This window comes from Barnesiella sp. An55, assembly GCF_002161555.1.
GTDB classification, from domain to species: domain Bacteria; phylum Bacteroidota; class Bacteroidia; order Bacteroidales; family Barnesiellaceae; genus Barnesiella; species Barnesiella merdipullorum.
Window position 1 is genome coordinate 84,139 of the sequence record NZ_NFHZ01000014.1, and the last position, 24,132, is coordinate 108,270.

A 24,132-nucleotide genomic window follows, 5' to 3' on the forward strand; every position below is an offset into this window, starting at 1 on the left:
TCACCTTCCATGCAGTATTTTTACATCGTTGCATTTATTATATGATAGGAATTCACACCATGAACGAAGCAGAGCTGGTAAGAGGGTGCAAGCAGAAAGAGCCTGCGGCGCAAGCCGAACTCTACCGGCGATATGCCGGACAGCTGTTTGCCCTCTGTATTCGCTATGCCGGCAATCGCGAGGCGGCCGAAGACCTGCTTCACGATGGATTCCTCAAGGTATTCACCTCGTTCGACAAGTTCGACTACCGGGGTGAGGGTTCTTTAAAGGCCTGGTTGTGCCGCATCATGGTAAACACGGCATTGGAAGAGGCGAGAAAACAGGCGCAACACATCGACCTCGATCTCGACGAGGCTCCCGAAGTGGCCGACCCCGACTCGCTCGACGACAGCCTCGTACAGGAGATTGCGCCCGAGGTTCTGCTCCGTTTCATCTCGGAGCTGCCCGACGGGTATCGCACGGTTTTCAACCTCTTCACCTTTGAGAACAAATCGCATAAGGAGATAGCCCGACTGCTGCACATCAACGAGAAGAGCTCTTCGTCGCAACTATTTCGGGCCCGAACCTTGCTGATGAACAGAATAAAGGAGTATTTGTCGAAACATGGAGACGAATAAAAACAAAGACTGGAGAGAAAGCTGGCAGAAACAGCTCGACGACTATTCGGTCACACCCCCACCCCAAGTGTGGGAGAAGCTGAACGAAGAGCTCGCCCCCCGTATGCGGGTGGGGCGAAGAGCCGTTTTGTGGGCTGCTGCCGCCTGCATTGCCGTTCTGGTGGGCACTTTTGTAGGGTTGCAATACCTGTCGCCGGGAGTCCCTTCGCACGAAGTCCGGCTCCAGACCGCTCACACCAGCCAGCCGACGGTTGCCCCACAACCGGCAGCCGACGACAAGCCGGCTCTTGCCTCCACAGAGCAACCGTTATATGCTCAAACCGAACACCACACCACCCCCGTTGCCGACTCTGACGACAGCCCCGAATATGCTCCCACTCAAGTCAATATCCCGACCAGCAAACCCAGCGAGGCAGCTCTCGTGGATGAGCCAACCGACTCGTCGGAAAAGGTTCCCTCAAAGGATGAAGCCCCCAAGTCGGTCAACCCAACCGAGGAATCTCAGCCACACCCCACCGCGCCCCGCACCCGAGAACGGGAGCAACGATACAGCCTGTCGGCCAACGAGACCGGCACAACGACTTACCCTCGCAGAGAATCGAGCCATCGTGCCCAAGAGGGTTGGACCGTGGGCCTTTCGCTGGGCAACAGCTTGATTACCGCAGCCGACAACCGCAACGGATTCGGCAATCTGGCACCCTATGCTGCAGCCGATATGGCCAGTCTCCCCGCAAGTGCCGGCAGCAACCCGGTAAACGAGAAGGAGGCCTCGCCCTACCAGCACGTGATGCTGCAAAACCTCAATGCCCAGCCTACCACCGATGTGAAACACCATTTCCCCGTATCGGTGGGTATTACGGTACAGAAGTCGCTCAACCCGGTACTCGCCCTCGAAACGGGGGTGGTATATACCTACCTGGCCTCTGACCTCACGGCCGGCGACGCCACCTACTATACGCAGAAACAACAACTGCATTACTTGGGTATCCCCCTGAAGCTCAACTGGAATTTCCTGCGTAAGCGCTACTTCAACCTCTACCTGGCCGGGGGGGGCATGGTCGAAAAGTGCGTGTATGGCGAGTTGTCGGCCCGCTACGATGTAGCCCCCCAGGCGGCACTCTCGCAAGACGAAACCCTGAGCATCGACCCGCTGCAATGGTCGGTATCGGCTGCAGTGGGAATCACCCTCAAACTGGCACCCCACGTCAACCTCTATGCCGAGCCGGGCATTGTCTATTATTTCGACGACGGATCGCAAGTATCGACCATCCGCAAAGAAAAGCCCTTCAACATCAACCTGCAAGGCGGTTTACGATTCGACTTCTAACGAACTGCAAGTCAAACGGCTTACCCGAAGGTCAAAAATATTTCCCACTTTTTTTGTTACAAAGCCGATAGTCGTTCGTTACTTTTACAGAAATAGAAAGAGAAACGAACCCCGTCCTACGACCCGCTCATGAAACAGGAACCGCTGCTATCGGCCTTTACCCGTCTGCGAGACAATCTGCTCTCAATGTCGCGTCGGATTCTTCAAGACGAAGACGACGCCACCGATGCCGTCCAGGACGCCTTTTGCCGCCTGTGGCCCCTGCGGGGTAAAATCAAGGACGAGAGGGAGGCGTCGGCTCTGACCGTCACTACCACCCGAAACCTCTGTATCGACCGGGTGCGGCAGAAATCGCGATTTACCGAGTATGACCCCGAAAGTTACGATCTCTGCGACGAAGAAACGACGGTCGAAAGCGATGCCGTGAGCGAACGATTCGCTGCGGTGAAACGGCTCATCGACCAGGAACTCACCGAGAACCAACGGACCATTCTCGAGATGCGCGACTTTCGCGGACTCGAAATCGACGAGATTGCCTCGCAACTGCACATGCAACCGACAGCCGTGCGCATGAACCTGTCGAGAGCTCGGAAAACCATTCGTGAACAATATAAAAAAACTGAATAACCATGACCGGTAAACCATCGAAACTCCACCCTCGCACCCCCCACGACTGGGAGCAACTTATCGAGCGATACTACGCCGGTGAGACTTCGCTGCGCGAAGAGGAGGAACTGCGCCGCTACCTCTTTTCGAAAGAGTCGGGCGACCGCTACAACGACACCCGGGCCGTGCTTTCGTTTACCGAGACCGGCCGACGCATCGCCACGCCACGCCCACCGATGCACAAGAGTCGTCGTGTCGCACTGCACACCTGGATGAGTGCAGCCGCCTGTATCGCCCTTGTACTGGGTGGGAGCATCGCCTATATGACTGTCCCCCGAAACACCTGTGTCGCCTATGTCTATGGCGAAAAACAGACCGACCCCGAGGTGGTAATCGAGCAGATGCGACAATCGGTATCGCAATTTGCCTCGACCGACGACGTGACCGTAGAGAGCCAGCTCGATGCCATATTCTCACCTCTTGAAAACCAACCTTAAAACGTTTGTCATGATGAAACCGTTTTACAGAATACTTCTCATCGGTTGCCTGCTCCTCGGGTATATACCTGTGTCTATGGCTCAAAAGGGGCTGGCCGTCGCTCCCCTCTTTTCGGGGCAGTACAACCACGATAAGCAGGCAGTGGTCGTACTTATCAAAGGCAAGAAGCTGAAACCCTATAACCTTTTGCTCTTCCACAGCCTCACCATCACCGACCGCCCCGACGATGTGGCCCTGTTCGAAGCGGCCGTGCGCGTCGATAGTTCCAAAGCCGAAAACAGCGAAACGGTAAAATCGGGCGACAATACCATAGCCGGGTATTACCAACTGCCACCAGCCTCGCCGGGGGGTGAAAACCGCTTTATCCTCTTCCGCAAGCTGTCGCCCGGCGACGCCACGCTCATCTATCTCGAAGGTCGCACCCAGCTCGACCGGCTTATCAACCTGTTTATCAACAAGAAACAATAAAAACAAACAACTATATGAAACCTATCCTTGCACTTTTGCCCACCATGTTACTCGCCCTGCCCCTTGGGGCTGCCGAGTGCGACACGACAGTCATCTTTAACCAAAAAGAGATTCTCATCAAAGACTCGGCCGATATCGTCTCGGTCTCGGTATATGAGGGAGAGAAGCCCTACACTAAATTCTACGAGTCGCGCTTTATCGACGGCAAGCGACAAACCTCGTGGGAGCTATCCGAATCGGTATCGTTCCCCTTCTCGGACCTCATCACCGGGAAGAAAAAAGAGAAACGCAAACGCTTCGACCCGCACTGGTCGGGAGTCGGGTTCGGATTCTGCAACGGCATGGGCAACGGCTTGCGATTCCTCAACAACCCCAACGGCATTTCGCTCGACTTCTCGGGGTCGTTCGAGATATTCTGGAACTTCATCACGATTTACACCCCAATCCACAGTAATAACTGGGGTTTTGTTACCGGACTGGGTATCGACTGGCGCAACTATGTCATGAACGAAAACCGCTACTTCGTCAAACAAGACGGAAAGATCAGCATCGTGCCTTGCCCCGAAGGTGCCGACCTCGACTTCTCTCGCCTGAAGACCGTCGATCTCACCGTGCCTCTGCTCGTCGAATGGCAAACTCATAAGTTCCTGCACGGCCCGATATTCTTCTCGCTGGGCCCGGTTATCGGCATCAAAACCTACAGCAGCACAAAGACTATCTATAAAACAGACGGCAACAAGGTAAAACTATTCGAGAAAAACATCAAGCCCAACCCCATCAACCTCGATATTATGGCTCAAGGCGGATATGGCACGTTTGGTTTCTATGTGAAACTGTCGCCCTTCAACATCATGCAACAGAGCCGGGCACCCCAAATGCGCAGCTTCTCGGCCGGGGTAATGCTCCACTTCTAAAATACCTGTTCATACGACTCAGCCGGATAGAAACATTCGATTTCTATCCGGCTTCTTTATGCATCTTAAATATGAATATTTATTCTATAATTCGATAAAATGCGTTTATTTATTCAAATTTAGCGGAATTTAGTGGGGGTATATCTGCATTATTATTACATTTGCAGGGTCAAATTACAACAGAATCATCATGGACGAAAAAACCAAAATACCTGCTCCACTTATTGCACTCATTCCCTTGGTCGTACTCGTAGGGCTACTGGCCATGGTCATCCCCACCTTTGGGAGCGACGCCCTGCTGGGCGGCAGCCAGGTGTCGCTGCTTGTCGCCTCGGCCGTGTGTGTGGCCATTGCCATGGGAGGCTACAACTACAAGTGGAGTGTACTCGAGGAAGGTATGGCCAAAAACATCAAGAAGGTAACACCGGCCATCATCATCCTGCTGCTCATCGGTGCCATCTCGGGTACCTGGATGCTCAGCGGGGTGGTCCCCACGCTTATCTCCTACGGGTTGAACATTCTGTCGCCCCGATTCTTCCTGGCCTCGTGCTGCATCATCTGCGCCATTGTCTCGATTATAACGGGTAGTTCGTGGACGACCATCGCCACCATAGGAGTTGCTCTGCTGGGAATAGGCAAAGCCATGGGATTCGATGCCGGATGGATTGCCGGAGCCATCATTTCGGGGGCCTACTTCGGCGACAAAATCTCACCCCTCTCCGACACCACGGTACTCGCCTCGTCCACCACAGGCACCAAGCTGTTTACCCACATACGCTACATGCTGATTACCACCGTACCTTCGATGGTCATCACTCTCATTATCTTTACCGTGGCCGGGCTCTCGATGAGCCATACCGACAGTGCGCAAAGTGCCCTCTTTGCCGACACGCTGGCTCAGAAATTCAATCTCTCGCCCTGGTTGCTGCTGGTTCCCCTCATCACGGGAGTTCTTATTCTGGCCAAGCTCCCCACTATCATCACCCTTTTCATTTCGTCGGTGATAGCAGGTATCTGTATTCTGATATTCCAGCCCCACATTCTGCTGCAAATCGCCTCAAGCGAGAGCCTCGACTTCGCCACCGGTTTTAAGGGGCTGATGACCTCGGTATTCGGCAGTACCGCTCTATCGACGGGGCACCCCGAAATCGATGCCCTGGTAGCCACCCGAGGCATGCGGGGCATGATGGATACCATCTGGCTCATCATCTGCGCCATGTGTTTCGGTGGAGTGATGTCGGCCAGTCACATGATACGCAGCATCACCAACCTCTTCGTTCGGTTTGTCAAAAAACCCAAAAGCGCCGTGTGTTCGACCGTAGGGGCTGGGCTCTTTTTCAACGCCTGCACCGCCGACCAGTATCTGTCGATTATACTCACGGGAAATCTGTTCAAGGAGTTGTATCACAACCGCGGGATGGAGAGCCGACTGCTCAGCCGCACCGTAGAAGATTCGGTCACGGTCACCTCGGTACTTATTCCCTGGAACTCCTGCGGCATGACTCAGGCCACCGTGTTGGGAGTGGGAACACTCACCTATCTACCCTACTGCTTCTTCAATCTGCTGAGTCCCCTCATGTCGATACTCGTCGTGTTCACCGGGTTCAAGATAAAACAAAGCCTCGCTCCATTCACAACTCAAGGAAGCGAGACCACGCAAGGCACGCACAATGCTCCGCCCGTATTCTCGTCGGGTAACTTCGCAGCACTCAAAAAATAGAGATAGCACCCTCGACCCTCATCGCACACAAGGCTCGAGAGCAATGACCGAGGTCAGTCTCTCCTCTCACTCCTTCTCTTCGGAGAGAGTCGTCGTGTTACTCAAGATGGTATCGGCTTTGGCCACATCGTCGGCAAAGACATTCAGCCGAATGGCTCCTACCTCCGAGTTGGTCAACGGCAATACGCTGGAGAAGATTTCGTTCGACAAGAAACAGGGAACTCCGTTGGTCTCCAACACGTCTTTCACGATATTCGCTTCGACCGACGAGTCGAACGTACGATACAACACAATCTCTTTTTCCATAATAGGGGTATTTTAGGTAGTTATCCAAACATAGCGAAAGGCGAGAGCAGAGGCAAATGAAAACGTGGTTTTCCAGTTTGGCACTGCCAGCCGCATCCCATAATCCAAATATAGGTAAAATTCACCAAAAAAGCAAATAGAATCACAGAAGTTTCAGACTCTGCCGGACGAATCTCACCACACGCTATTATCATAACGCGTTTAACAGGGAAAATCCCTACACCCCTACACCCCTACCCCTTTTCTTGCAAAGAAAAAAAGAGCGCCCGCACAGCCTCGGTATAAGCCTCGGGCGAACGAGCCTTCAACACCCGTTTCTTCATGCGCTTATCGACATCGGGCAACAAGTATTCCCAAAACGCAGCCATGCGCGCAAGCAACTGGTGAGCCCCCTGCAGCACCCGGGCATAGCCGGTGAATACCTGCTCGTGCAGCCGAGCCACCCGCTCGTAGCGTAGAGGCCCGGGGTCGCCCCCATAAGCATAAGCCTCGGCCAGCCAGGGACGGGCCAACAACCCGCGCCCCACCATCAAACCGGCCAACCGGGGGAAACGCGCTTCGATTGCCACCATCTCTTCCACCGCAACAAGATCGCCATTATAGACCAATGGGAGGTGACACGCCTCGTAAAACCGGGCAAAGGAATCAATATCGGGATTGCCCTTGTATTGCTGCCTTCCCAGCCGGGCGTGGAGGGTAATCTGCCGCACAGGTCCACCCTCAAGGATGGGCAACAGCCGCAGCGATTCGTCGGGGCACTCCCACCCCAACCGCATCTTTACCGAGAAATCAATATCTCCGTATCGCTCGAGCGGACACAACAACCGCTCTACCTCATCGGGATAAGGCAATATGCCCGACCCTTTGTGTCGGCGAGCCAACAGCGGGAACGGACATCCCAAATTGATATCGATGCGTCGATAACCGCAGGCCGCTATGCCATCGACCAGACGACACAATTCATCGGGAAGCGAGGCAATCAACTGCGGCACAACCGCCACACCCCGATTGGCTTCGGGCTCGATATCGCGCAAATCTTTACGCCGGAGCTCCTCCTTTTCGAGTCGTACGAATGGCATGTAATAGGCCTCGACCCCACCGAAGAGCGAGGCATGGGCAGCACGGTAAACCGCATCGGTATAACCTTGCAACGGTGCAAAATAGACGGGTAGTGACATGGAAACAAAAGTAATACAATCGGGGGGAGGGAACCAAACTTACTCGCACTTTTTATTGAACGACCGTTTAAAATTGAAGCCTTTCGAACTCTGCTCTCGCTTTTTATATCTACCTTTGAGATATAAAAGAAACAAACCTCCTAACATCATGCTTACTCGTCAAATTCTTTCGGCAACTCTCCTACTCCTCTTTTCCTCCATATTGCCGGCACACGCCCTCTTGCCCGAGGCGTCGGCTACCGTCTCGCATCGCATCGAACAGCTCTTGCAAGACAAGTCGGCAACCGTGGGGGTAGCCTGCTCGATCAACGGACAAAACTTTGCCTTCAACGACACGGTGCGCTACCCGCTCATGAGTGTGTTCAAACTGCATGTAGCCGTGGCAGTCCTGCAACGCATGGAAGCCGACGGTACCCGACTCGACGAGATACTGCACATCGACTCTACTCAGATGCGCCGCGATACCTACAGCCCGCTACTCGACCGCTACCCTTCGGGGTGTTTCGACATCTCCTATGCCCAACTGCTACACTACGCCCTCGCCTTGAGCGACAACAACGCCTGCGACCTGCTCATCGCCCGTGCCGGCGGCATCGATGCAGTAAAAAGTTGTATCGACCGGGCGGGTATCACCGGCTACGACCTCACCGAAACCGAGGCCTCGATGCATGCCAATATACCGGCCTGTTATCGCAACTGGGGCCACCCCTCGTCGGTCGTGCAGTTGTTGCAAAAGATTCACGATGGCGCTTTGCTGAACGAGGAGCATACCCGTTTCATCTGCTCGACCCTTGTCGAGATCTCGACCGGCACCAATAAGATACGGGCCGGACTACCTTCTGATATCACGCTGGGACACAAGACCGGCAGCTCGGGAAAGGTGACCGACGGAGTGACGATTGCCGACAACGACGCCGGCTTTATCGTTCTGCCCGATGGCCGAGTATGCTACCTGACTGTCTTTGTCAAAGACTCCCGCGAGAGCGACGCCACCAATGCCGACCTCATTGCCCAGATTACCCGCATCATCTATCGAGCCATCACCCAACCCTGCCGATAAACGGCCGTGATCTTTTCAAGGGTAAGCCATCCCCGTATCGAGAACGAATTGACCGAGTACAAAAAAACCGTCCGCTACATCCTTGACGATGCACCAGACGGTTCCTTTTGATTATATCCTATGTGTTAACTCTGTTATTACTCAAACATGTGACGCAATTTGCTGAATATACGCTGCTTGGTCGTGAGCGTAGGCTGCATGTTGGGCGAAGTCTTCAACTCCTCGAAGTGTTTCTTCTCGGCAGCATTGAGGTTCTCGGGGATATAGACCGACACGTTCACAATCAAGTCGCCCACACCATAACGGTTGACCGAGGGCAATCCTTTACCCCGCAAGCGGAAAATCTTGCCGGGTTGGGTTCCCGGTTCTACCTTGATACGAGCTTTTCCGTCGAGCGTGGGAACTTCGACCGAGCCACCCAGCACAGCCGTAGGCAAGTCGAGCAACAGATTATAAATCAAGTCGTTCTCATCACGAACCAAGTCGGGATGCGGCTCCTCTTCGATGAGGATGAGCAGGTCGCCGTTCACACCACCGTGACGGGCGGCATTACCCTTACCGGCCATTGAGAGCTGCATGCCCTCCGATACACCGGCCGGGATGTTGATGGTGATTACCTCCTCTTCGCGCACGATACCTTCGCCTGCACAGTGCGGACATTTCTTGGTAATGATGCGCCCCTCGCCTCCACAATCGGGGCAAGTGGTGGTCGATTGCATGGCCCCGAGGAATGTCTGTTGAACCCGAGTCACCACGCCCGAACCGTTACACTTCGAACAAGTGGTATAGGCCGTACCGTTCTCGGCACCCGTTCCTTTACAGTAGGAACAGCTTACATATTTGGGCACCTTGATTTTCTTCTCGACTCCGGTAGCAATCTCCTTAAGGGAGAGTTTTACTTTCACACGCAAATCGGAGCCCTTGTTGACATGACGACGGCCGCCACGCGAACTGCTGCTGCCTCCGCCAAAGCCTTCGAAGCCACCGAAACTGCCTCCGAAGATATCGCCGAAATGCGAGAAAATATCTTCCATGGACATACCGCCACCGCTGAAACCGCCGCCGGCAGAACCGCCCAAACCTTGATGCCCGAACTGGTCGTAACGAGCCCGTTTGTCGGGATCGCTCAGCACCTCGTAGGCCTCGGCTGCCTCTTTGAATTTCTCTTCGGCCTCTTTATTACCGGGATTCTTATCGGGGTGATATTGAATAGCCTTTTTACGGTATGCCTTCTTTATCTCTTCGGGTGTCGCATTTTTGGCGACGCCCAGCACTTCATAATAATCTCTCTTTTCCATTGCTCTCTATCCCTCTCTGTTTTATTCTCCCACGACTACTTTGGCGAATCGGATAACCTTGTCGTTAAGTGTATAGCCCTTTTGAACGGTATCGATTACCTTGCCTTTCTGGGCAGGGTCGGGAGCCGGGAATGTGGTCACGGCCTCGTGATACTCGGTATCGAAATCGGCATCTTTCGTAGGAATCTCTTTCACGCCGTTCTGCTCGAGGAATGATTTGAATTTATTGTATATCAAGTTCATACCCTCTTTCACGCCGTTCAAGTCGTTACTCTCTTCCACAGCGGCCAATCCTCGTTCGAAATCGTCGATTACCGGCAGAATCGCCTTCATGCAATTTTCATTGCCGTTTTTAATCAAATCGGCTTTCTCGCGCAATGTCCGTTTACGGAAGTTATCAAACTCGGCCATGAGCAGCAGATAATCTTTCTGCATCTTCTCGATGGTCGCTTTCAACGTATCCAGCTCGGCTGACAATTTGGCAGCCTCATCGGCTTCACCCCCTTCGGCTGCGGGTTCGCCCGTCTCCGCATCTTGGGGCTGTTGCTCACAGGCCTCCTTCTCGTCTTTTTCAGGAGCCTCGTCCTCAATTACTTGCGATTTCTCGCGTTCTTTTTCTTCAGCCATATCTTTAGTTTTTCTTTTTTTACGATTCATATTCTGCCTCCTCGAAGAATGATCTTCAACAAGCATTTATATAGTATCAAAAACACTGCCAAACCAGGGATGACTGTATTTTTGTCACTATCGTCCCCGGCTGTTGTCACCTCGGGAGTCGTGCTTCGACAAGACAAAGGGGCGACCTTAACAAGGCCGCCCCTCCACTATCTTTAATCCTCTGCCTGTTTTCTATTTCGCAACCGGTACGATTTCGAAGATTTCGGCGTCGCCAGCAAGGCTTATCCGGGTGACATTGGGCTTCACCTCTATCTTACCGAAGGGGCCCGTCACCTCACGACTATCGACAATGGAACCTTTGGCATCCAGCTGCGTCACCTTCATAGCCAGGGGCTTGTTATCCTTCTGTTTATTCATCAACACGATATATTCGCTCACCCCGGGTTTCGCTCCAAAGGAGATTGTAGCCGTGTTGTGATAGCTCGTTGCCAGTTGTCCGTCGAAGAGATAGAGGGCCTGTTGCAGATTATCGGCCTCCAGGGCGAAGCCCAACCGTTCGGCACGGGGCGGATTCACCTCGAACGAGCGCACCGATGCATAGTTGGTACGAGCCGACTCGAGCCGTTTCAACCGAATGTACCGGGCCTGTACCGGCTCGCCCTGCCAATCAATGACATACTGTTGCTTCAGCTCTCCGGTGAGGGGTGTCCAGGTTTTACCATCGGCCGAATATTCCACTACGGCATGATCGAAGTAATCGACATCATCGACCGAGTTGCGGCCTTGCAGAATAGAGACCTCGGTCACCGCCTCGACTTTACCCAGGTCGAGACCTATCCAGTCGCCCGCTTTCTGAGCAATCCCCGAGGTATAATAGGTGGCAGTATCGTGGTCGAGCATGAGCTTGGCCTGGGGTGTCTTAATCGTGCTGAAGGTCCCGATGCCTTTGTAATAGATCGGTATCTCGCCCCATATCCGAGCCAGGAAACCGTGGGCCATATCGTCCATGATATTCTCATAGAAAGGTTGCAGTTTCATGGTGCCGCTCTTGTGAGCTTCGTAGGCAGCGCGGTCGTCGCGGCTCATGAGGTTCTCTACATAACTATTCCAGAATGTCTCGTCGTCGTTGCCGGTGCGGTAGAGACGAGCCAACTCAATGGCCCGTTTACCCCGCGCGCCCAACTTCTCAAACTCCTTGAGCCAGGGGGTCAGCTCCTTGACCAGCCCCCGGTTGGCACAGTTGCTCTCTATGGTAGCGGGAGCCTTCTCTACCCGGTCAAACTCTTGCCACAGGGCATCGGCTGCCGCATCGTCCCAGTCGGCCAGATGGAAGGTGCGGGTCTCCCACGACTCGTCGCGACGGTAACCGTTCTCGGTGTCGCACGAGTGAATGGCAAAAGTACGGTAGGCCTCGCGAGCTTCGGGCATCATCACGCCCAAGCCACGCTCCCAGTTGTCGATGGGGTTATAATCGGCCACGTTCCAGGTATAGTCGGCCACGCCATAGAGGGCCAGTTTCGAGGCCTCGCCATGCTCCATGGGGTTGCTGGCAATACCGCAAAGGTCATTGGCCGTGAGAGTAGTGTCAAGACCATAAACGGGACCTTGCAGAATGACGTGACGCACATAGTCGTTCACAGGATAGTTCCACCAGAAGTAGGCCGGCCGTTTAATGCGGCTGTTGACCCACTCCATCGTCTCGGGTGTGAGGTCGCTGCACACTACGTCGCCGGTCCAGAAGACCTCGACCGAGGGGTCGAGCGTTTGGCCATAAATAGCCAGGGGACCCTGCGGTGTGGGGTTGGCCCACAGTTTGGAATAGTCGGTAGGACAAACCGTGAGGTAGGCCACATCGCCTTTGGCCTTGACGAAATCGGTCGTCAAGCGATTGAGCAACTCGGTCTGCTTCACGGGATTGGTACCCTCGCCCGATATATCGTCGAAGAAGAGGGCAAAGGCACGCACGCCCAAATCGTACATCCAGTTGAATTTATTCACCAGATTCTGGTAGTCTTCTTCGTTCCATTTGATATCCTGCCCCGGGTGAATGGCCCAAACGAAATCGACCCGGTTGCGGCGGCACGCCTCGATGAGCGCCTTAATCTGTTCGGCCTCCTTCTCGGGATAGGGCAAGCGCCAATTGGGGCAACTGTGATAGGGATCGTCTTTGGGGCCATAGAGGTAACTGTTCATCTTGAACTTACCATAGAAATCGATCAGCGACATGCGCACCTCGTGCGACCAGGGAGTACCATAGAAGCCCTCGACCACACCACGGTATTTCAGGTCGGGATAATCGTCAATCTCGACATAGGGCAGATGGCCGTTGGTCACAGCCGGGCTCTCGACCAGCTGACGCAGGGTCTGCAAGCCATAGAAGGCTCCCCGCTCGTCATACCCCACAATGGTGATACCCTTTTTGTTGACCTCCAACCGGTAGGCACCTGCCACCTGTTTCACACCATGCCGGGCCGCCGGTTTCTCTCCAAAATCGACCGAGAGTTTCACCCCCTTCTTATTCAGAGTAAGGAACGGCACATCGGCCGAAAACTTGCCTTGCAAGTCCTTCAGGTTGACCCCCTTCGAGAGGTCGAGCGTGTGAGCCCGGTCGAGGGTCATCTGTTGCGGCGTGGGATTCACCACGATACCGCCGTGATCGAGTTTCTTACCGGGGACGGCCAACACATCTTGCGACTCGGAACGCTGGCTCGACAAATCGAACTCGGCCTCCTGAGCCCACACACTACCGCAGGCCAACATTGCGACAGCCCATGCGGTCAATACTTTGCTACACTTTATCATATTTTTGGGTTTCTAATGTTTTTCACGGGTCGGAACGAGCCCTATTTCCAGCCAAAGATAAGCATTATTTGCGTTTGTTCAAAAAACGGCGACTCAGCCAGCGGCGCACCGGCTCGTCATAGAGTTTCAAGCAGAGGTAGGCCACTACCACATTCCACACATACACGCACAGGACCACCTGCCAGGTTTCGCCGAATGTAAAGTAGCCCTTCTCGATGAGCCAAGCATAAAACAGATACATGAAAGCGTAGTGGGTAATGTAGAGCGGATAAGAGATATCGCCCAGGAACTTGCATACCCGGGTAGAAAAAGTGTCGGTAGTAGAGCCCGAAGCTCCCAGCACGATAAGCCCGGGAAATATCATGACGATGCAGATAGCCTCGAACAGACCGTTCAAACAAATGGTCTCGTTACCGGGCAGATAGGGCACATGAAACAGCACCAGCAACACGAGCGAGCAAATCCAAAAGGCACCTCTCACCCGCACCGGTTTGAAGCGGCGGGAAATCAACAGCCCCATCGAGAAGGGGAAGAGCATACGCAACAGACCGCCCACGAAGTTGACCGGGTCGAGCGTCCACCCCACCCCGATATTGCCATAGCTCGACACATCGAACAGGGCAAAACCGGCCAGAGCCACCCCCAGCAGCACCACGACTACGGTAAGGAGTCGCGTCGAGAGTCGGCGCAAGGCCAGCGCATAGAGCAGGTTGCCTATGTATTCAAAAAAGAGCGACCAACTGGGCCCGTTCAAGGGGAACATCTCGCCATTGCCCCGCACCTCGTAACCGGCACCGGGAACAGCCGGTATAAAAAACAGGGCGCACAACAGAGCCAGCATCACCATCGAGGTGGCCACATGAGTACCGTCCCACTGCACCTGTCCCTGCAGGCAAAAGGTGATGGCTCCCAGTACCGCCCCCATTACCACCATGGGATGAAGGCGAATGAGCCGGCGCTTGAAAAAGTTTTTCATCGTCAGGCTCCTGCCCCAGCGGTCGTCATAGGCATAACCGATAACAAACCCCGAGAGAATGAAAAAGAAATCGACTGCCAGATAGCCATGGTTGATACTCTCGATGAGCGTGCCTCCGGCAAAGGCATACCCCTCGAACACGTGATACCACACGACCAGGAGGGCCGCCACTCCCCGCAACCCGTCGAGCAACTCATAGTGAGGCTTGGTATCGGAGAAGGCCGATGAAGAGATATTTTGCATGATAATGATTTTACGATAAATAAATGTGTTGTTTCCTGTAACCCGTGCACGGCAACGACAAAGGTACAGCACTTGGCCAAGGCGAAATTTGTCCTACATCAAAAACGCGACGCGACGTCCTACTTTTTTACCCGGCGCAACCGGCTGAGGGTCGAGAGGGTAATACCCAGATAGGAGGCTATATAGCCCAACTGAGCCCGCTGGCACACCTGCGGAAACTGTTGCTGGAAGGCTTCGTAACGCTCACGGGCCGACAGCGTGAGCCGCTCCTTGTGCGAGCGGTGCAGCCGACGGTACTCGTCCTGGTGAATGATGCGCCCCCAGTTGGCCAGCTCGATATTGGTCTGAAACAGCTCGCGCAACCTCGACAAGGCAATGCGATAGGCCAACACCTCCTCGAGAGTCTCGACATACTCCTCGCTCACCTTGTCGTAGTAGAGTTCGTCCATGCTGAAGACGATGCCTCCCTCGCACGAAAACGAGGTGGTAATCTCTTCGCCGTTGACCAGCCAGAACGAACGGGTCATACCCTGCTCGATAAAATAGGCATATTTGCAATAAACACCGGCCCGCACCAATTGGTACCGCTTGGGAAACCGGCACTCGGTCACACTCTCCCTTAGGAGTTGCTCCGTCTCGGCCGAAAGCGGATACGACGCATTGATTTTCGCTATTACTACATCCATCATAAGCATTGAATTCTATCGGGCTCCTCCTCGGTTGCTCGTCACACCTCGCACTCGCCGCTCCACACGAAACAGTCGCGATAGCGGTCGGCTACATCGACATCCTGGTCGAAGAGTCCGAAAACCGACGACCCCGACCCCGACATGGAGGCATAGACAGCCCCCGCCTCATAGAGTCCCTCTTTGATAGCCTTCACCTCGGGGAATCGGGCAAAGACACTCTTTTCGAAATCGTTCACCAAACGGTCTCGCCACTCGGTTACCGGCCGCGCGATGGTCACGCTCACCGGCTCATCGGGCTCGGCGGGAGTCACCAGCGAATAGGCCACCGCCGTAGGCACCGCCACGGCCGGCTTCACCAGCACCAGCCGGTACCCCTTCAGAGAGAGAGCTACCGGCTCGAACTCGTCGCCTATTCCCTTGGCCAGCAACGGCTTGTTGTGAAGAAAGAAGGGACAGTCGGCTCCCAAAGCGGCCGCCTCGCGGTCGAGCTCCTCGTCGCTCAGCGGCAGGTGGAAATAGTCGCGCACCATCGAGAGCAGAAAGGCGGCATCGGCCGACCCACCGCCCAGTCCGGCCCCGAAGGGTATCGCCTTGTGCAGGTGTATCGACACCGGCGGCAAGTCGAATCGCTCGCTCAACCGACGCCACGCCTTCATCACCAGGTTGTCGCGGCTGTCGCCGTCGATGACAATTCCCGACAGCGTGAGACTCGTAGCCTGGTCGGACGTCGGCACCAACTCCAGCGCATCTTGCAGCTGTATGGGATAAAAGACCGTTTCGAGATTGTGATACCCGTCGGGGCGACGCGAAACGATGCGCAACCCCAGGTTGATTTTGGCATTGGGAAACCGTATCATGGTCTTGTCTGTTTTTCGAGATTCTTGGCGAAATTAACCATTCTCCTCCACATAGCCAACCCTACTACCCCCAAAGAATAAAAATTTTCACCGCTTACAAATTACAAAAGCCAACAGGGGAATGCCCGAGGCAAGGCGAAACCTTGTCTCCCGGCGGGGCAAGGGGAAAAGTCCTTCGTTTTCCGTTTGTCTCTGCTCTCTCCTTTCACTGTCTTTCCAGAAGAAAGGAGGCGGTTCGGCATAGTCAAACGTCGAAAACTTCGTTTTCCGTTTGTCTCTGCTCTCACCTTTCGCTATCTTTCCAGAAGAAAGGAGGCGGTTCGGCATAGTCAAACGTCGAAAACTTCGTTTTCCGTTTGTCTCTGCTCTCACCTTTCGCTATCTTTGTACCCCCAAAGGAGATAATATGGAACCTCGCAGAAATTATACAAGCCGACAAAAGAAAACCTATGCCCCGAAAGTTTCGGAACAAGGCAAGTTGCAACCTCAGGACACCGAGCTCGAAGAGGCCGTACTGGGGGCCCTCATGCTCGAGAAGGATGCCTACACTACCGTGTGCGATATCCTGAAACCCGAATGTTTCTACGAGCCCAACAACCAAACGATTTACAGTGCCATAGCCAAACTGGGTGCCCAGCAACGCCCTATCGACATGCTCACCGTCACCGAGCAGCTGCGCCTCGACGGCAAACTCGACGAGGTGGGTGGTGCCCTGCGTATCTCGGAGCTGACGGGGCGTGTGGCTTCGGCCGCTCACATCGAGTATCACGCCCGCATCGTGGCCCAGAAATACCTGGCCCGCGAACTGATTGAGTTCTCGAGCGAAATCCTCAACAAGGCCTTCGACGAGACCAACGATGTGGACGACCTCATGCAGGAGGCCGAGGGGAAACTCTTTGAGATTTCACAACGCAACCTCAAGAAAGATGTGGTGCAAATTGCCCCTGTCATCAGCGAGGCCATCAAACAGATACAGGTAGCCGCCAACCGTACCGACGGTTTGAGCGGTCTGCAAACCGGATTCCACGGCATCGACAAAATCACCTCGGGTTGGCAGAACTCCGACCTGATTATCATCGCTGCCCGACCGGCCATGGGTAAGACGGCCTTCGTTCTCTCCATGGCCAAAAACATGGCCGTCAACTACAACACCCCGGTAGCCATCTTCTCGCTCGAGATGTCGAATGTCCAGCTCGTAAACCGTCTTATCATCAACACCTGCGATATCCCGGGCGACAAAATCAAGAGCGGACAGTTGAGCCCCATCGAGTGGGAGCGCCTCATGTCGCGTATCGAGATCCTGCAAAATGCCCCCATCTATATCGACGATACCCCCAGCCTGTCGGTATTCGAGCTGCGAACCAAAGCCCGCCGGCTGGTACGCGAGCACGGCATCAAAATCATCATCATCGACTACCTGCAGTTGATGAACGCCAGCGGCATGTCATTCGGCAGCCGAGAGCAAGAGGTGAGCACCATATCACGGTCGCTCAAGCAGTTGGCCAAAGAGTTACAGATACCCATCATCGCCCTGTCGCAGTTGAACCGTAGCGTCGAGTCGCGAGGCAACGACAAGGACAGCAAAGAGAGCAAGCGGCCGCAACTCTCCGACCTGCGTGAATCGGGAGCCATCGAGCAGGATGCCGATATGGTCTGCTTCATTCACCGCCCCGAGTACTACACCCGTTCCAAAGAAGATGCCAACGGAAACAGCATCGAGGGCCTGGCCGAATTTATCATCGCCAAGCACCGTAACGGTGCCACCGATACAATCAACCTCAAGTTCGTCTCCTACCTGGCTCGCTTCCAGAACTACGACGAGGATACCCGACTCTCCGACCTCAGCGCACCGGTCACCTCGAAGTTCAATGCCGCCCCCGCAGGAGAGGCTTCTGCCGCTCCTCTGCCCGGCAATACCGACTTCCTCACCTCCGGCAAGAACGAAAATTTACCCTTCTGAGGCAGCGAACTTTATCCCTCTGCGACTGTTACTCTACCAAAACCAACCGAGTAACAGCTACGTATGGAAAACAAACGACAAAAACGACAAAAAATCTGGACGACAATAGGCGTGGCCATTGCTATCGTCCTGCTATTGTATTGGCTTACACTGGCTATCTGGATCGACGACGAGCCCGAAGCCTCGGCCCTGCCCACTACCGAACAAAGCGTAAATAGTTAATGAGAGTTAAAACAGGCGACAGCCGAAACATTTCTCCCCCCAGCATTGTTTTATTATCGAAAGCGGCCCCCAAAGAGCCCCTCCACCCCGGGAAAGCGAAGCGTCGCTACCCGATGGAGAAAGGTTGGGAACCAAATTCAAAAGAGTTTGATTTATACGATAATATTCTTGTTTTTTGTGTGTTTCATTGGTATTATATTATCCTTTGTTTATTTTCTGTAATAAACATTATCCTCTTTCTTGTTTTTGATATATTTCAAGTAATAAAGCCCCGTCGTGAGACGAGGCTTTATTATTTTAGACCATTCGAGTAACCAACGCTTGTCAAACGTTCAGCGTATTCCCCGCCGGTTCAACTCCCGCTGGTAACGCGCGGCATTGCGCTGGTGTTCGGCCAGCGTAACGGCAAAGTTGTGATAGCCCGAGAAATCCTCGCGGGCACACATATAGAGGTAATCGTTGGGCCGATGATTCAGCACCGCATCGATGACCTGCTTCGACGCAATGCGTATAGGACCCGGGGGCAACCCCGTCACTCGATAGGTATTGTAGGGTGACTCGACGGCAAGGTGTTTCTTGAGGATGCGCTGCAACGCAAAATCGCCACAGGCAAACTTCACCGTAGGGTCGGCCTGCAAAGGCATCCCCTTGCGCAACCTATTCATATAGAGCCCGGCCACCATGCCCATCTCATCGGGCTTGTTGGTCTCCTCCTCCACAATCGACGCCAGTGTAGCCACCTCGATCGGGGTCAACCCCAACGCCTCGGCCTGCTGTTCACGCTTGTCCTGCCAGTAGCGACGATACTCCCGCTCCATCTTTTGCACAAAAGCTTGAGGAGTCACCGTCCAATAAAACTCATACGTATCGGGCAGGAACAACGCCGGCAACGTGGCCTGTGTAAAACCCATGGCCGCACAGGCACTATCGTTTTGCAAGGCAGTCAACAAATCGGCTTTCGAGAAACACAACTGCTCGGCAATACGTTCGGCCATTTGGTCGATGGTGCGCACATTGTTAAAGGTAACCCGCACCGGAGTCTGACTACCCCGGGCCAACTTCAAGGCCACCCGCCATACACTCATCCCAGGCTCCAGCCGATAGACCCCCTCGCGAGCGGTCGCATCGAAATCGAAATACGAGAGCAGCCGCTCTACCCGATTCACCACCTGTTTATCGCCCAATACCTCCAGCAAGGCACTGTCGAGCTGAGCCGAATTCCATTGCCGGTGCACATACACCATCGACTGTTTCTCCACCACCGTGTCATATACATATCGATGAGTCATGAACAAAGTTATCACCGCCAACACGGCCACAATGGCCAAAGCCCCAATCCATATTCCTATCCTTCTCTTTTTCTTTACATTTGCCATAAACAACAGGTCATACTACGTGAATAAAATCCATAGGGACGACAAAAATACAGAATATTCACGAAATAAAATAGTGCGAAAAAATTTGCGGTTTCAAATATTCGACTTATCTTTGCGCTGCGTTTGGAAAAACGCCGTTCAACACGGCACCATCTTGGAAGGATGGGTGAGTGGCTGAAACCACCAGTTTGCTAAACTGACGTACTCGAATGGGTACCGGGGGTTCGAATCCCCCTCCTTCCGCCAACGCTGCGAAGGCCCGCTTCATCGAAGCGGGCCTTTATTCTTTTTATTCACTTGTCGGGGTTCCAATTCGTAATGCTTCTGCGAAACTCTTCTTCGTTCCGGCACATACAAGACTGAAACTCCTTAAAGCTATTGGCATGCTGGGGTATAGCCAAACCTACTTCTTTCAAGACTCCCTTCGTATTCTTTATCTTCAGTTCTTTTTCAAATAACGTATCGGGATGCGGGAACAGCAACAGTCCGCAGTTCGAACTAAAACGATACATATAGGTAATCGTCTTATAATAGAGATTCAAGGCCCGCTCCGAGTTCTCCGTACATGAAGTTCTTTCCAAAGGTATATATTTGGCATCACCCACAATCATGGGAGGATGTTTACTTATAAAATCGGGAAATATCGATTGAGAATTCTCAAATAGATACTCTCGATGTTTTCCTGTCTTATTTTCTGGATGGATAAAATCACGTGCAAGAATTGTATTCAAATACTCTTCCCAAAGCCAGGCTCCATCAAATAATAACCCATAGACCAGATCGGATTGCATTCCAAATGTAAGTTTCTCTCGATTCAAAATTCTCAAACAGATTTTTTGTAACGATCGATATTCGGTAAAATAGGGATGAGATACAGTCTTCAAGTTATCGACAATAACCCGCCGACGATTATTCCTGTTATATGTAGCTTGAGTTATTGAATATATCTTCTCAACAATATCCCGTATTTCACTATCCGACGATAAGATGCCGCTACCAAAAGGGTGTGATTTTATATGCTCAATAGTATGCCTGATTAACTGTGTAACCGGATTATCATAACTGTATTCCCTCACTGAATAGGCTACACGCCCGCAAAAAGGGATATTCAATCGAAGATGACGATTTACATCGAGACTTCCCTTCAGATGGGAATCGTTATATCTATTTCTCAAATAGGTTTTATAAATTCCCTGCGAGTATGCCTTCTTAAGAAAGAATGGAAACAGATACAACAGGAAATCCCAAATATTTTCTTTCTCGGGAGTCTGGTCAAACTTGAATATGTTAATCGAAAATACACGTTGCAACATATAGTGCAAAAAGTAGTCGTTCTTTTCCTCCTTGGAAAAGCGAGACGATATGGTCAACTGCGTTTCATTCCGCCCCACAAACCCCATCATATTACGAGTGGTCAAAACCCCATCCTGCAACGAGAATATAGAGTTATTCTCTATATCATCATGATATATACTAAACGATTGTGGAAATACAAGGAAATCGGGATTGTGCTTACACAATTCCGCCACACTACAATTCCCTATCGCCCGAAGATTTTCAAGATGCTCATCGCATTCGGGTACCAAATAATTACCCTGATTATTATCTGTTGTTGGATTCAGATTCATATGCAAGTTTCAATTGGGCCAAATTCTCCTGTATATTAGGCATACCCCGCATATACTCTTTCAGCAAAGGTTCCAATCGATAATTCCATATTTCGACAAAACCTAAATTACAATTATCCTGAAGGGACAGGAAATAAGCTCCGCCAACATGATACGACGAGTTCAGCCCTTCGATTTCCGAAATCGCAGCATTCAGTCTTTCCATCCTATCCACCACTTCTTGAGGCAGATTCATATTCCTGGCACTCTCCTCGGCCGTAACCTCTCGCCATATAAAGCGCCTGCGCATGGCAAAATCGAAACTCTCCACGCTGCGGTCTATATCGTTCATGGTTCCAATTATATAGACATTCTGGGGAACATAGAATTTTTCATCGGTTTCATGCATATTGGCATACTGGGTATTTACACCGCCTTTCTTACCTCGATACCCTACCTCAATCGAGAAAAACAGTTCTCCAAAGATTTTAGATACTTCTCCCCGATTGATTTCATCGATTACAAACACATAATTTTTAAGAGTTACCGGCTCTTCATCCATATCATTGACCGACATATCTCCATACACACTATATATATAATGCAACACGGCCCAATACCACGTAGAGTTACAACCGCCTATCACTTCTCTGATGCTTTGATTTATATTGGCCATATCATTCAATTCGCCTAAGGTTTTATATCGATCGGCTAACATCCGTAATCGATTGAATGACACTCTATTCTGGCTCAAAAGCCCAGTAGTAGTCTTAAACAAAATATTACCATTATCCGAAACATCACCAATTTCGGCATATTTGTTGGGAGTCTTAATCGGCAGCCTATCAACCTCTTCGTTTTGAATGGCTTCTATGAGACTATTGTATTTCTGTTCAAACAATCTCTCAAATGAAATATCACCCCGACTCTTTTCGCTATCAATACAATTTTTGGCTGCCCGCTGACAGAATTGCTTAAATATTCCATCGCGCAACTCAAATCCTACATTACCGTGCTCATCGGGAGCGGTGGGGCGTAACCCCTCTACAAAATCGGTATAATCATAAGAGGGATGGAACTGTACAAACTCATACTGTCCACTACTTATAAGCTCCTCATCCGATTCTACACCAATCAATCGCTTGGCTATCTGTTTAGCCAAATAAGTTTTGCCAGTGCCCGGAGCACCCGTCAATATCAAATTTTTATTCTTTTCAATTAACTGGCAATATTCATCTATCATATCTTGTTGTTTTAACTCAGTATTGGTCAAAATATTCGTATAGGCTGCAACACCGCCACGCACCAAATAATTCATGTTTTGAAACAAGACAAAATTCTTTATGGGTATTTGATGCGTCAATCGCTCGAATTTCGAGGCCAAAAACACAACCGAGGCTTTTCTAGCTCCATCATTATCTTCATAATCGTCAAATCGCTCTTTAATCCATGCAGGATTTTGTTTGGCCCAATCGGGATATTTAGAATCATACTCTTCTCGCATAGAAAAATCGACAATCGTAGCTTTATAGACTGCCTGATTGTTTTGTACAAAATAGAAATCAAACGTACGCTGATCATCCACTATACTTCGCAGCGATGCCATTATCTCTTTTCTCTTCGGTAATTTATGCCACCACAAGCAAATACCCCTTCCTGCAGAATCGACTACAGCATTATCCTGCCAGCCGGTATTATCATGAACAAAAATGCCTTGAATCTCCTGTTTATTCCACTCTTCTTCCAAAGCATAAATCATCGCCATTATACACACGGTTTCGTTAATCGGATTTTTACACAGAGAAAAAGGTCTAAACACCCGTTTCATCTCAGACGTAAACATCTGAGGACTATATGGCTTTCCAACGAAGAAACAAAAAGCCAATCGCTTATGCTCCTCTTTCAAAATAGGGAAATTATCATAAGGGTCTTCCATGTACTTAACAAAGTTTCCAAAGCCCTCTGTCATCGAGGCCTCTCCCTTCTTCTTATACTCCAACAAGAGTCTAATCCATAAATTTTGACGAATACCCGAACGCGCAATTGTTCTCTTGTCGGGATATTGATTCAACTCATTTTTATCCTTTGCCTTAGAATCACAATAAGCCACCATACGAAATATTTGATTCCGAATTGCTACAACTTGGCTATCAGTACTTGCACAAAACGAATCATAGTTCGATGCCAATTCCAAAAGATTATTGAGTAAATCAGGTGAAATATTTGTTGATTTCCAAGCCATCCACTCTTCTTGAGCCTTGGCATAATAGAAGTCGTCAGATGAACGAATAAACTCCATCCTATCGGCTACACTCTTAATTAAATCAGTTACCATAATATAGATCAGATTAATGGTTCAACCTCACTTGCAAAAGCCAAAGATATAAACAAAATATAAATTAATTTATATTTTTTATCACTAAAACATCTTTCATTTATAAAATAAATGATTCTACATTGCAATAAAATCTATTAAGTAATTACCCCCCATTTTTTACAAAAAAAAAAATCGCAAAATAAATTTATTTTTTCACTAGGGAAATTTATCGCATAAGGGTTATATATTATATAAGTAGGATAATTTTTGTTGCAAAGGTTATTTGTAACACATATTTTTATGGGGCAAATAAAAAATGAAAAACATATAAATACATAAGACACTTTTATTTAATTAACGTGAGTTCGACGAATTGTAAGTGTTTGTAAATTTGGTGATTAGCGAAAATTGTTGTATCTTTATAGTACTGAATTACAAAGAATTACAAACAATAATCGCTATGATCACCGAAA

The 24,132-nt window shown here is 51.2% G+C and carries 21 protein-coding genes and 1 tRNA gene; 11 read left to right on the forward strand and 11 right to left on the reverse strand.

Annotated features, from left to right (window positions below; all coding sequences use genetic code 11):
• Positions 1–59: 59 nt before the first annotated feature.
• The 7 genes from B5G10_RS09530 (at position 60) to B5G10_RS09560 (ending at position 6,150) form a co-directional block, all read left to right on the forward strand.
• Positions 60–617 (forward strand): sigma-70 family RNA polymerase sigma factor, encoded by a 558-nt coding sequence (locus B5G10_RS09530; protein ID WP_087424507.1) that lies wholly within the window; start codon positions 60–62, stop codon positions 615–617.
• Complete coding sequence (locus tag B5G10_RS09535) at positions 604–1,944, forward strand: outer membrane beta-barrel protein (RefSeq protein WP_087424508.1); 1,341 nt, start codon at positions 604–606, stop codon at positions 1,942–1,944. The genes B5G10_RS09530 and B5G10_RS09535 overlap by 14 nt, the downstream gene beginning before the upstream one ends.
• A 129-nt stretch (positions 1,945–2,073) precedes the next feature.
• Positions 2,074–2,571: a sigma-70 family RNA polymerase sigma factor gene (locus B5G10_RS09540; RefSeq protein ID WP_087424509.1), complete on the forward strand. Its 498-nt coding sequence runs from the start codon at positions 2,074–2,076 to the stop codon at positions 2,569–2,571.
• A 2-nt stretch (positions 2,572–2,573) separates the two neighbouring features.
• Positions 2,574–3,047 carry a hypothetical protein gene (locus B5G10_RS09545; protein ID WP_087424510.1) on the forward strand — a complete coding sequence of 158 codons (474 nt, stop codon included), beginning with the start codon at positions 2,574–2,576 and terminating at the stop codon, positions 3,045–3,047.
• A gap of 10 nt (positions 3,048–3,057) precedes the next feature.
• The gene (locus tag B5G10_RS09550; RefSeq protein WP_087424511.1) at positions 3,058–3,516 is read left to right on the forward strand and encodes a DUF6108 family protein; all 459 of its coding nucleotides are present in this window, start codon (positions 3,058–3,060) and stop codon (positions 3,514–3,516) included.
• A 14-nt stretch (positions 3,517–3,530) separates the two neighbouring features.
• On the forward strand, positions 3,531–4,430 hold the full coding sequence (locus B5G10_RS09555; protein ID WP_087424512.1) for a hypothetical protein: 900 nt from the start codon (positions 3,531–3,533) through the stop codon (positions 4,428–4,430).
• Between the two features lie 190 nt (positions 4,431–4,620).
• The gene (locus B5G10_RS09560; protein ID WP_087424513.1) at positions 4,621–6,150 is read left to right on the forward strand and encodes a Na+/H+ antiporter NhaC family protein; all 1,530 of its coding nucleotides are present in this window, start codon (positions 4,621–4,623) and stop codon (positions 6,148–6,150) included.
• Between the two features lie 66 nt (positions 6,151–6,216).
• On the opposite strand, the gene B5G10_RS09565 is transcribed toward B5G10_RS09560, so the two are convergent.
• Both B5G10_RS09565 and B5G10_RS09570 read right to left on the reverse strand, forming a co-directional pair.
• Complete coding sequence (locus tag B5G10_RS09565; RefSeq protein ID WP_087424514.1) at positions 6,217–6,456, reverse strand: DUF2007 domain-containing protein; 240 nt, start codon at positions 6,454–6,456, stop codon at positions 6,217–6,219.
• A 233-nt stretch (positions 6,457–6,689) separates the two neighbouring features.
• The gene (locus B5G10_RS09570) at positions 6,690–7,634 is read right to left on the reverse strand and encodes a tRNA-dihydrouridine synthase family protein (protein WP_087424515.1); all 945 of its coding nucleotides are present in this window, start codon (positions 7,632–7,634) and stop codon (positions 6,690–6,692) included.
• A gap of 148 nt (positions 7,635–7,782) precedes the next feature.
• Here B5G10_RS09570 and bla point away from each other — a divergent pair, with 148 nt between their 5' ends.
• On the forward strand, positions 7,783–8,694 hold the full coding sequence (gene bla / locus B5G10_RS09575) for a class A beta-lactamase (protein WP_158098809.1): 912 nt from the start codon (positions 7,783–7,785) through the stop codon (positions 8,692–8,694).
• Positions 8,695–8,831: 137 nt separating this feature from the next.
• Here the strand turns inward: bla and dnaJ are convergent, their stop codons facing one another.
• From dnaJ to ispE, 6 genes are all read right to left on the reverse strand, one after another.
• On the reverse strand, positions 8,832–9,992 hold the full coding sequence (gene dnaJ / locus B5G10_RS09580; RefSeq protein WP_087424517.1) for a molecular chaperone DnaJ: 1,161 nt from the start codon (positions 9,990–9,992) through the stop codon (positions 8,832–8,834).
• Between the two features lie 21 nt (positions 9,993–10,013).
• Positions 10,014–10,619 carry a nucleotide exchange factor GrpE gene (locus B5G10_RS09585; protein ID WP_087424518.1) on the reverse strand — a complete coding sequence of 202 codons (606 nt, stop codon included), beginning with the start codon at positions 10,617–10,619 and terminating at the stop codon, positions 10,014–10,016.
• A gap of 222 nt (positions 10,620–10,841) precedes the next feature.
• Positions 10,842–13,412, reverse strand: a complete 2,571-nt coding sequence (locus B5G10_RS09590; protein ID WP_087424519.1) for a beta-N-acetylglucosaminidase domain-containing protein — start codon at positions 13,410–13,412, stop codon at positions 10,842–10,844.
• Positions 13,413–13,476: 64 nt separating this feature from the next.
• Positions 13,477–14,631: an acyltransferase gene (locus B5G10_RS09595; RefSeq protein ID WP_087424520.1), complete on the reverse strand. Its 1,155-nt coding sequence runs from the start codon at positions 14,629–14,631 to the stop codon at positions 13,477–13,479.
• A gap of 119 nt (positions 14,632–14,750) precedes the next feature.
• Entirely contained in the window at positions 14,751–15,317 is a 567-nt protein-coding gene (locus B5G10_RS09600) for a Crp/Fnr family transcriptional regulator (protein WP_206396565.1), read from the reverse strand.
• A gap of 41 nt (positions 15,318–15,358) precedes the next feature.
• Positions 15,359–16,177 carry a 4-(cytidine 5'-diphospho)-2-C-methyl-D-erythritol kinase gene (gene ispE, locus B5G10_RS09605; RefSeq protein ID WP_087424522.1) on the reverse strand — a complete coding sequence of 273 codons (819 nt, stop codon included), beginning with the start codon at positions 16,175–16,177 and terminating at the stop codon, positions 15,359–15,361.
• Between the two features lie 406 nt (positions 16,178–16,583).
• Between ispE and dnaB the strand changes: the two genes are divergently transcribed.
• Entirely contained in the window at positions 16,584–18,137 is a 1,554-nt protein-coding gene (gene dnaB, locus B5G10_RS09615) for a replicative DNA helicase (protein WP_087424524.1), read from the forward strand.
• 63 nt (positions 18,138–18,200) lie between these two features.
• The gene (locus B5G10_RS12750; RefSeq protein WP_164470662.1) at positions 18,201–18,359 is read left to right on the forward strand and encodes a hypothetical protein; all 159 of its coding nucleotides are present in this window, start codon (positions 18,201–18,203) and stop codon (positions 18,357–18,359) included.
• A gap of 332 nt (positions 18,360–18,691) precedes the next feature.
• Here B5G10_RS12750 and mltG read toward each other — a convergent pair whose 3' ends face one another.
• On the reverse strand, positions 18,692–19,735 hold the full coding sequence (gene mltG, locus B5G10_RS09625; RefSeq protein ID WP_087424526.1) for an endolytic transglycosylase MltG: 1,044 nt from the start codon (positions 19,733–19,735) through the stop codon (positions 18,692–18,694).
• Between the two features lie 156 nt (positions 19,736–19,891).
• Between mltG and B5G10_RS09630 the strand changes: the two genes are divergently transcribed.
• Positions 19,892–19,981 (forward strand) — tRNA-Ser (locus B5G10_RS09630).
• Between the two features lie 47 nt (positions 19,982–20,028).
• Here B5G10_RS09630 and B5G10_RS09635 read toward each other — a convergent pair.
• Both B5G10_RS09635 and B5G10_RS12785 read right to left on the reverse strand, forming a co-directional pair.
• Complete coding sequence (locus tag B5G10_RS09635) at positions 20,029–21,363, reverse strand: hypothetical protein (protein ID WP_206396563.1); 1,335 nt, start codon at positions 21,361–21,363, stop codon at positions 20,029–20,031.
• Positions 21,338–23,677: an AAA family ATPase gene (locus B5G10_RS12785; RefSeq protein WP_206396564.1), complete on the reverse strand. Its 2,340-nt coding sequence runs from the start codon at positions 23,675–23,677 to the stop codon at positions 21,338–21,340. Before B5G10_RS12785 ends, B5G10_RS09635 begins: the two co-directional genes overlap by 26 nt.
• Positions 23,678–24,132 lie beyond the last annotated feature (455 nt).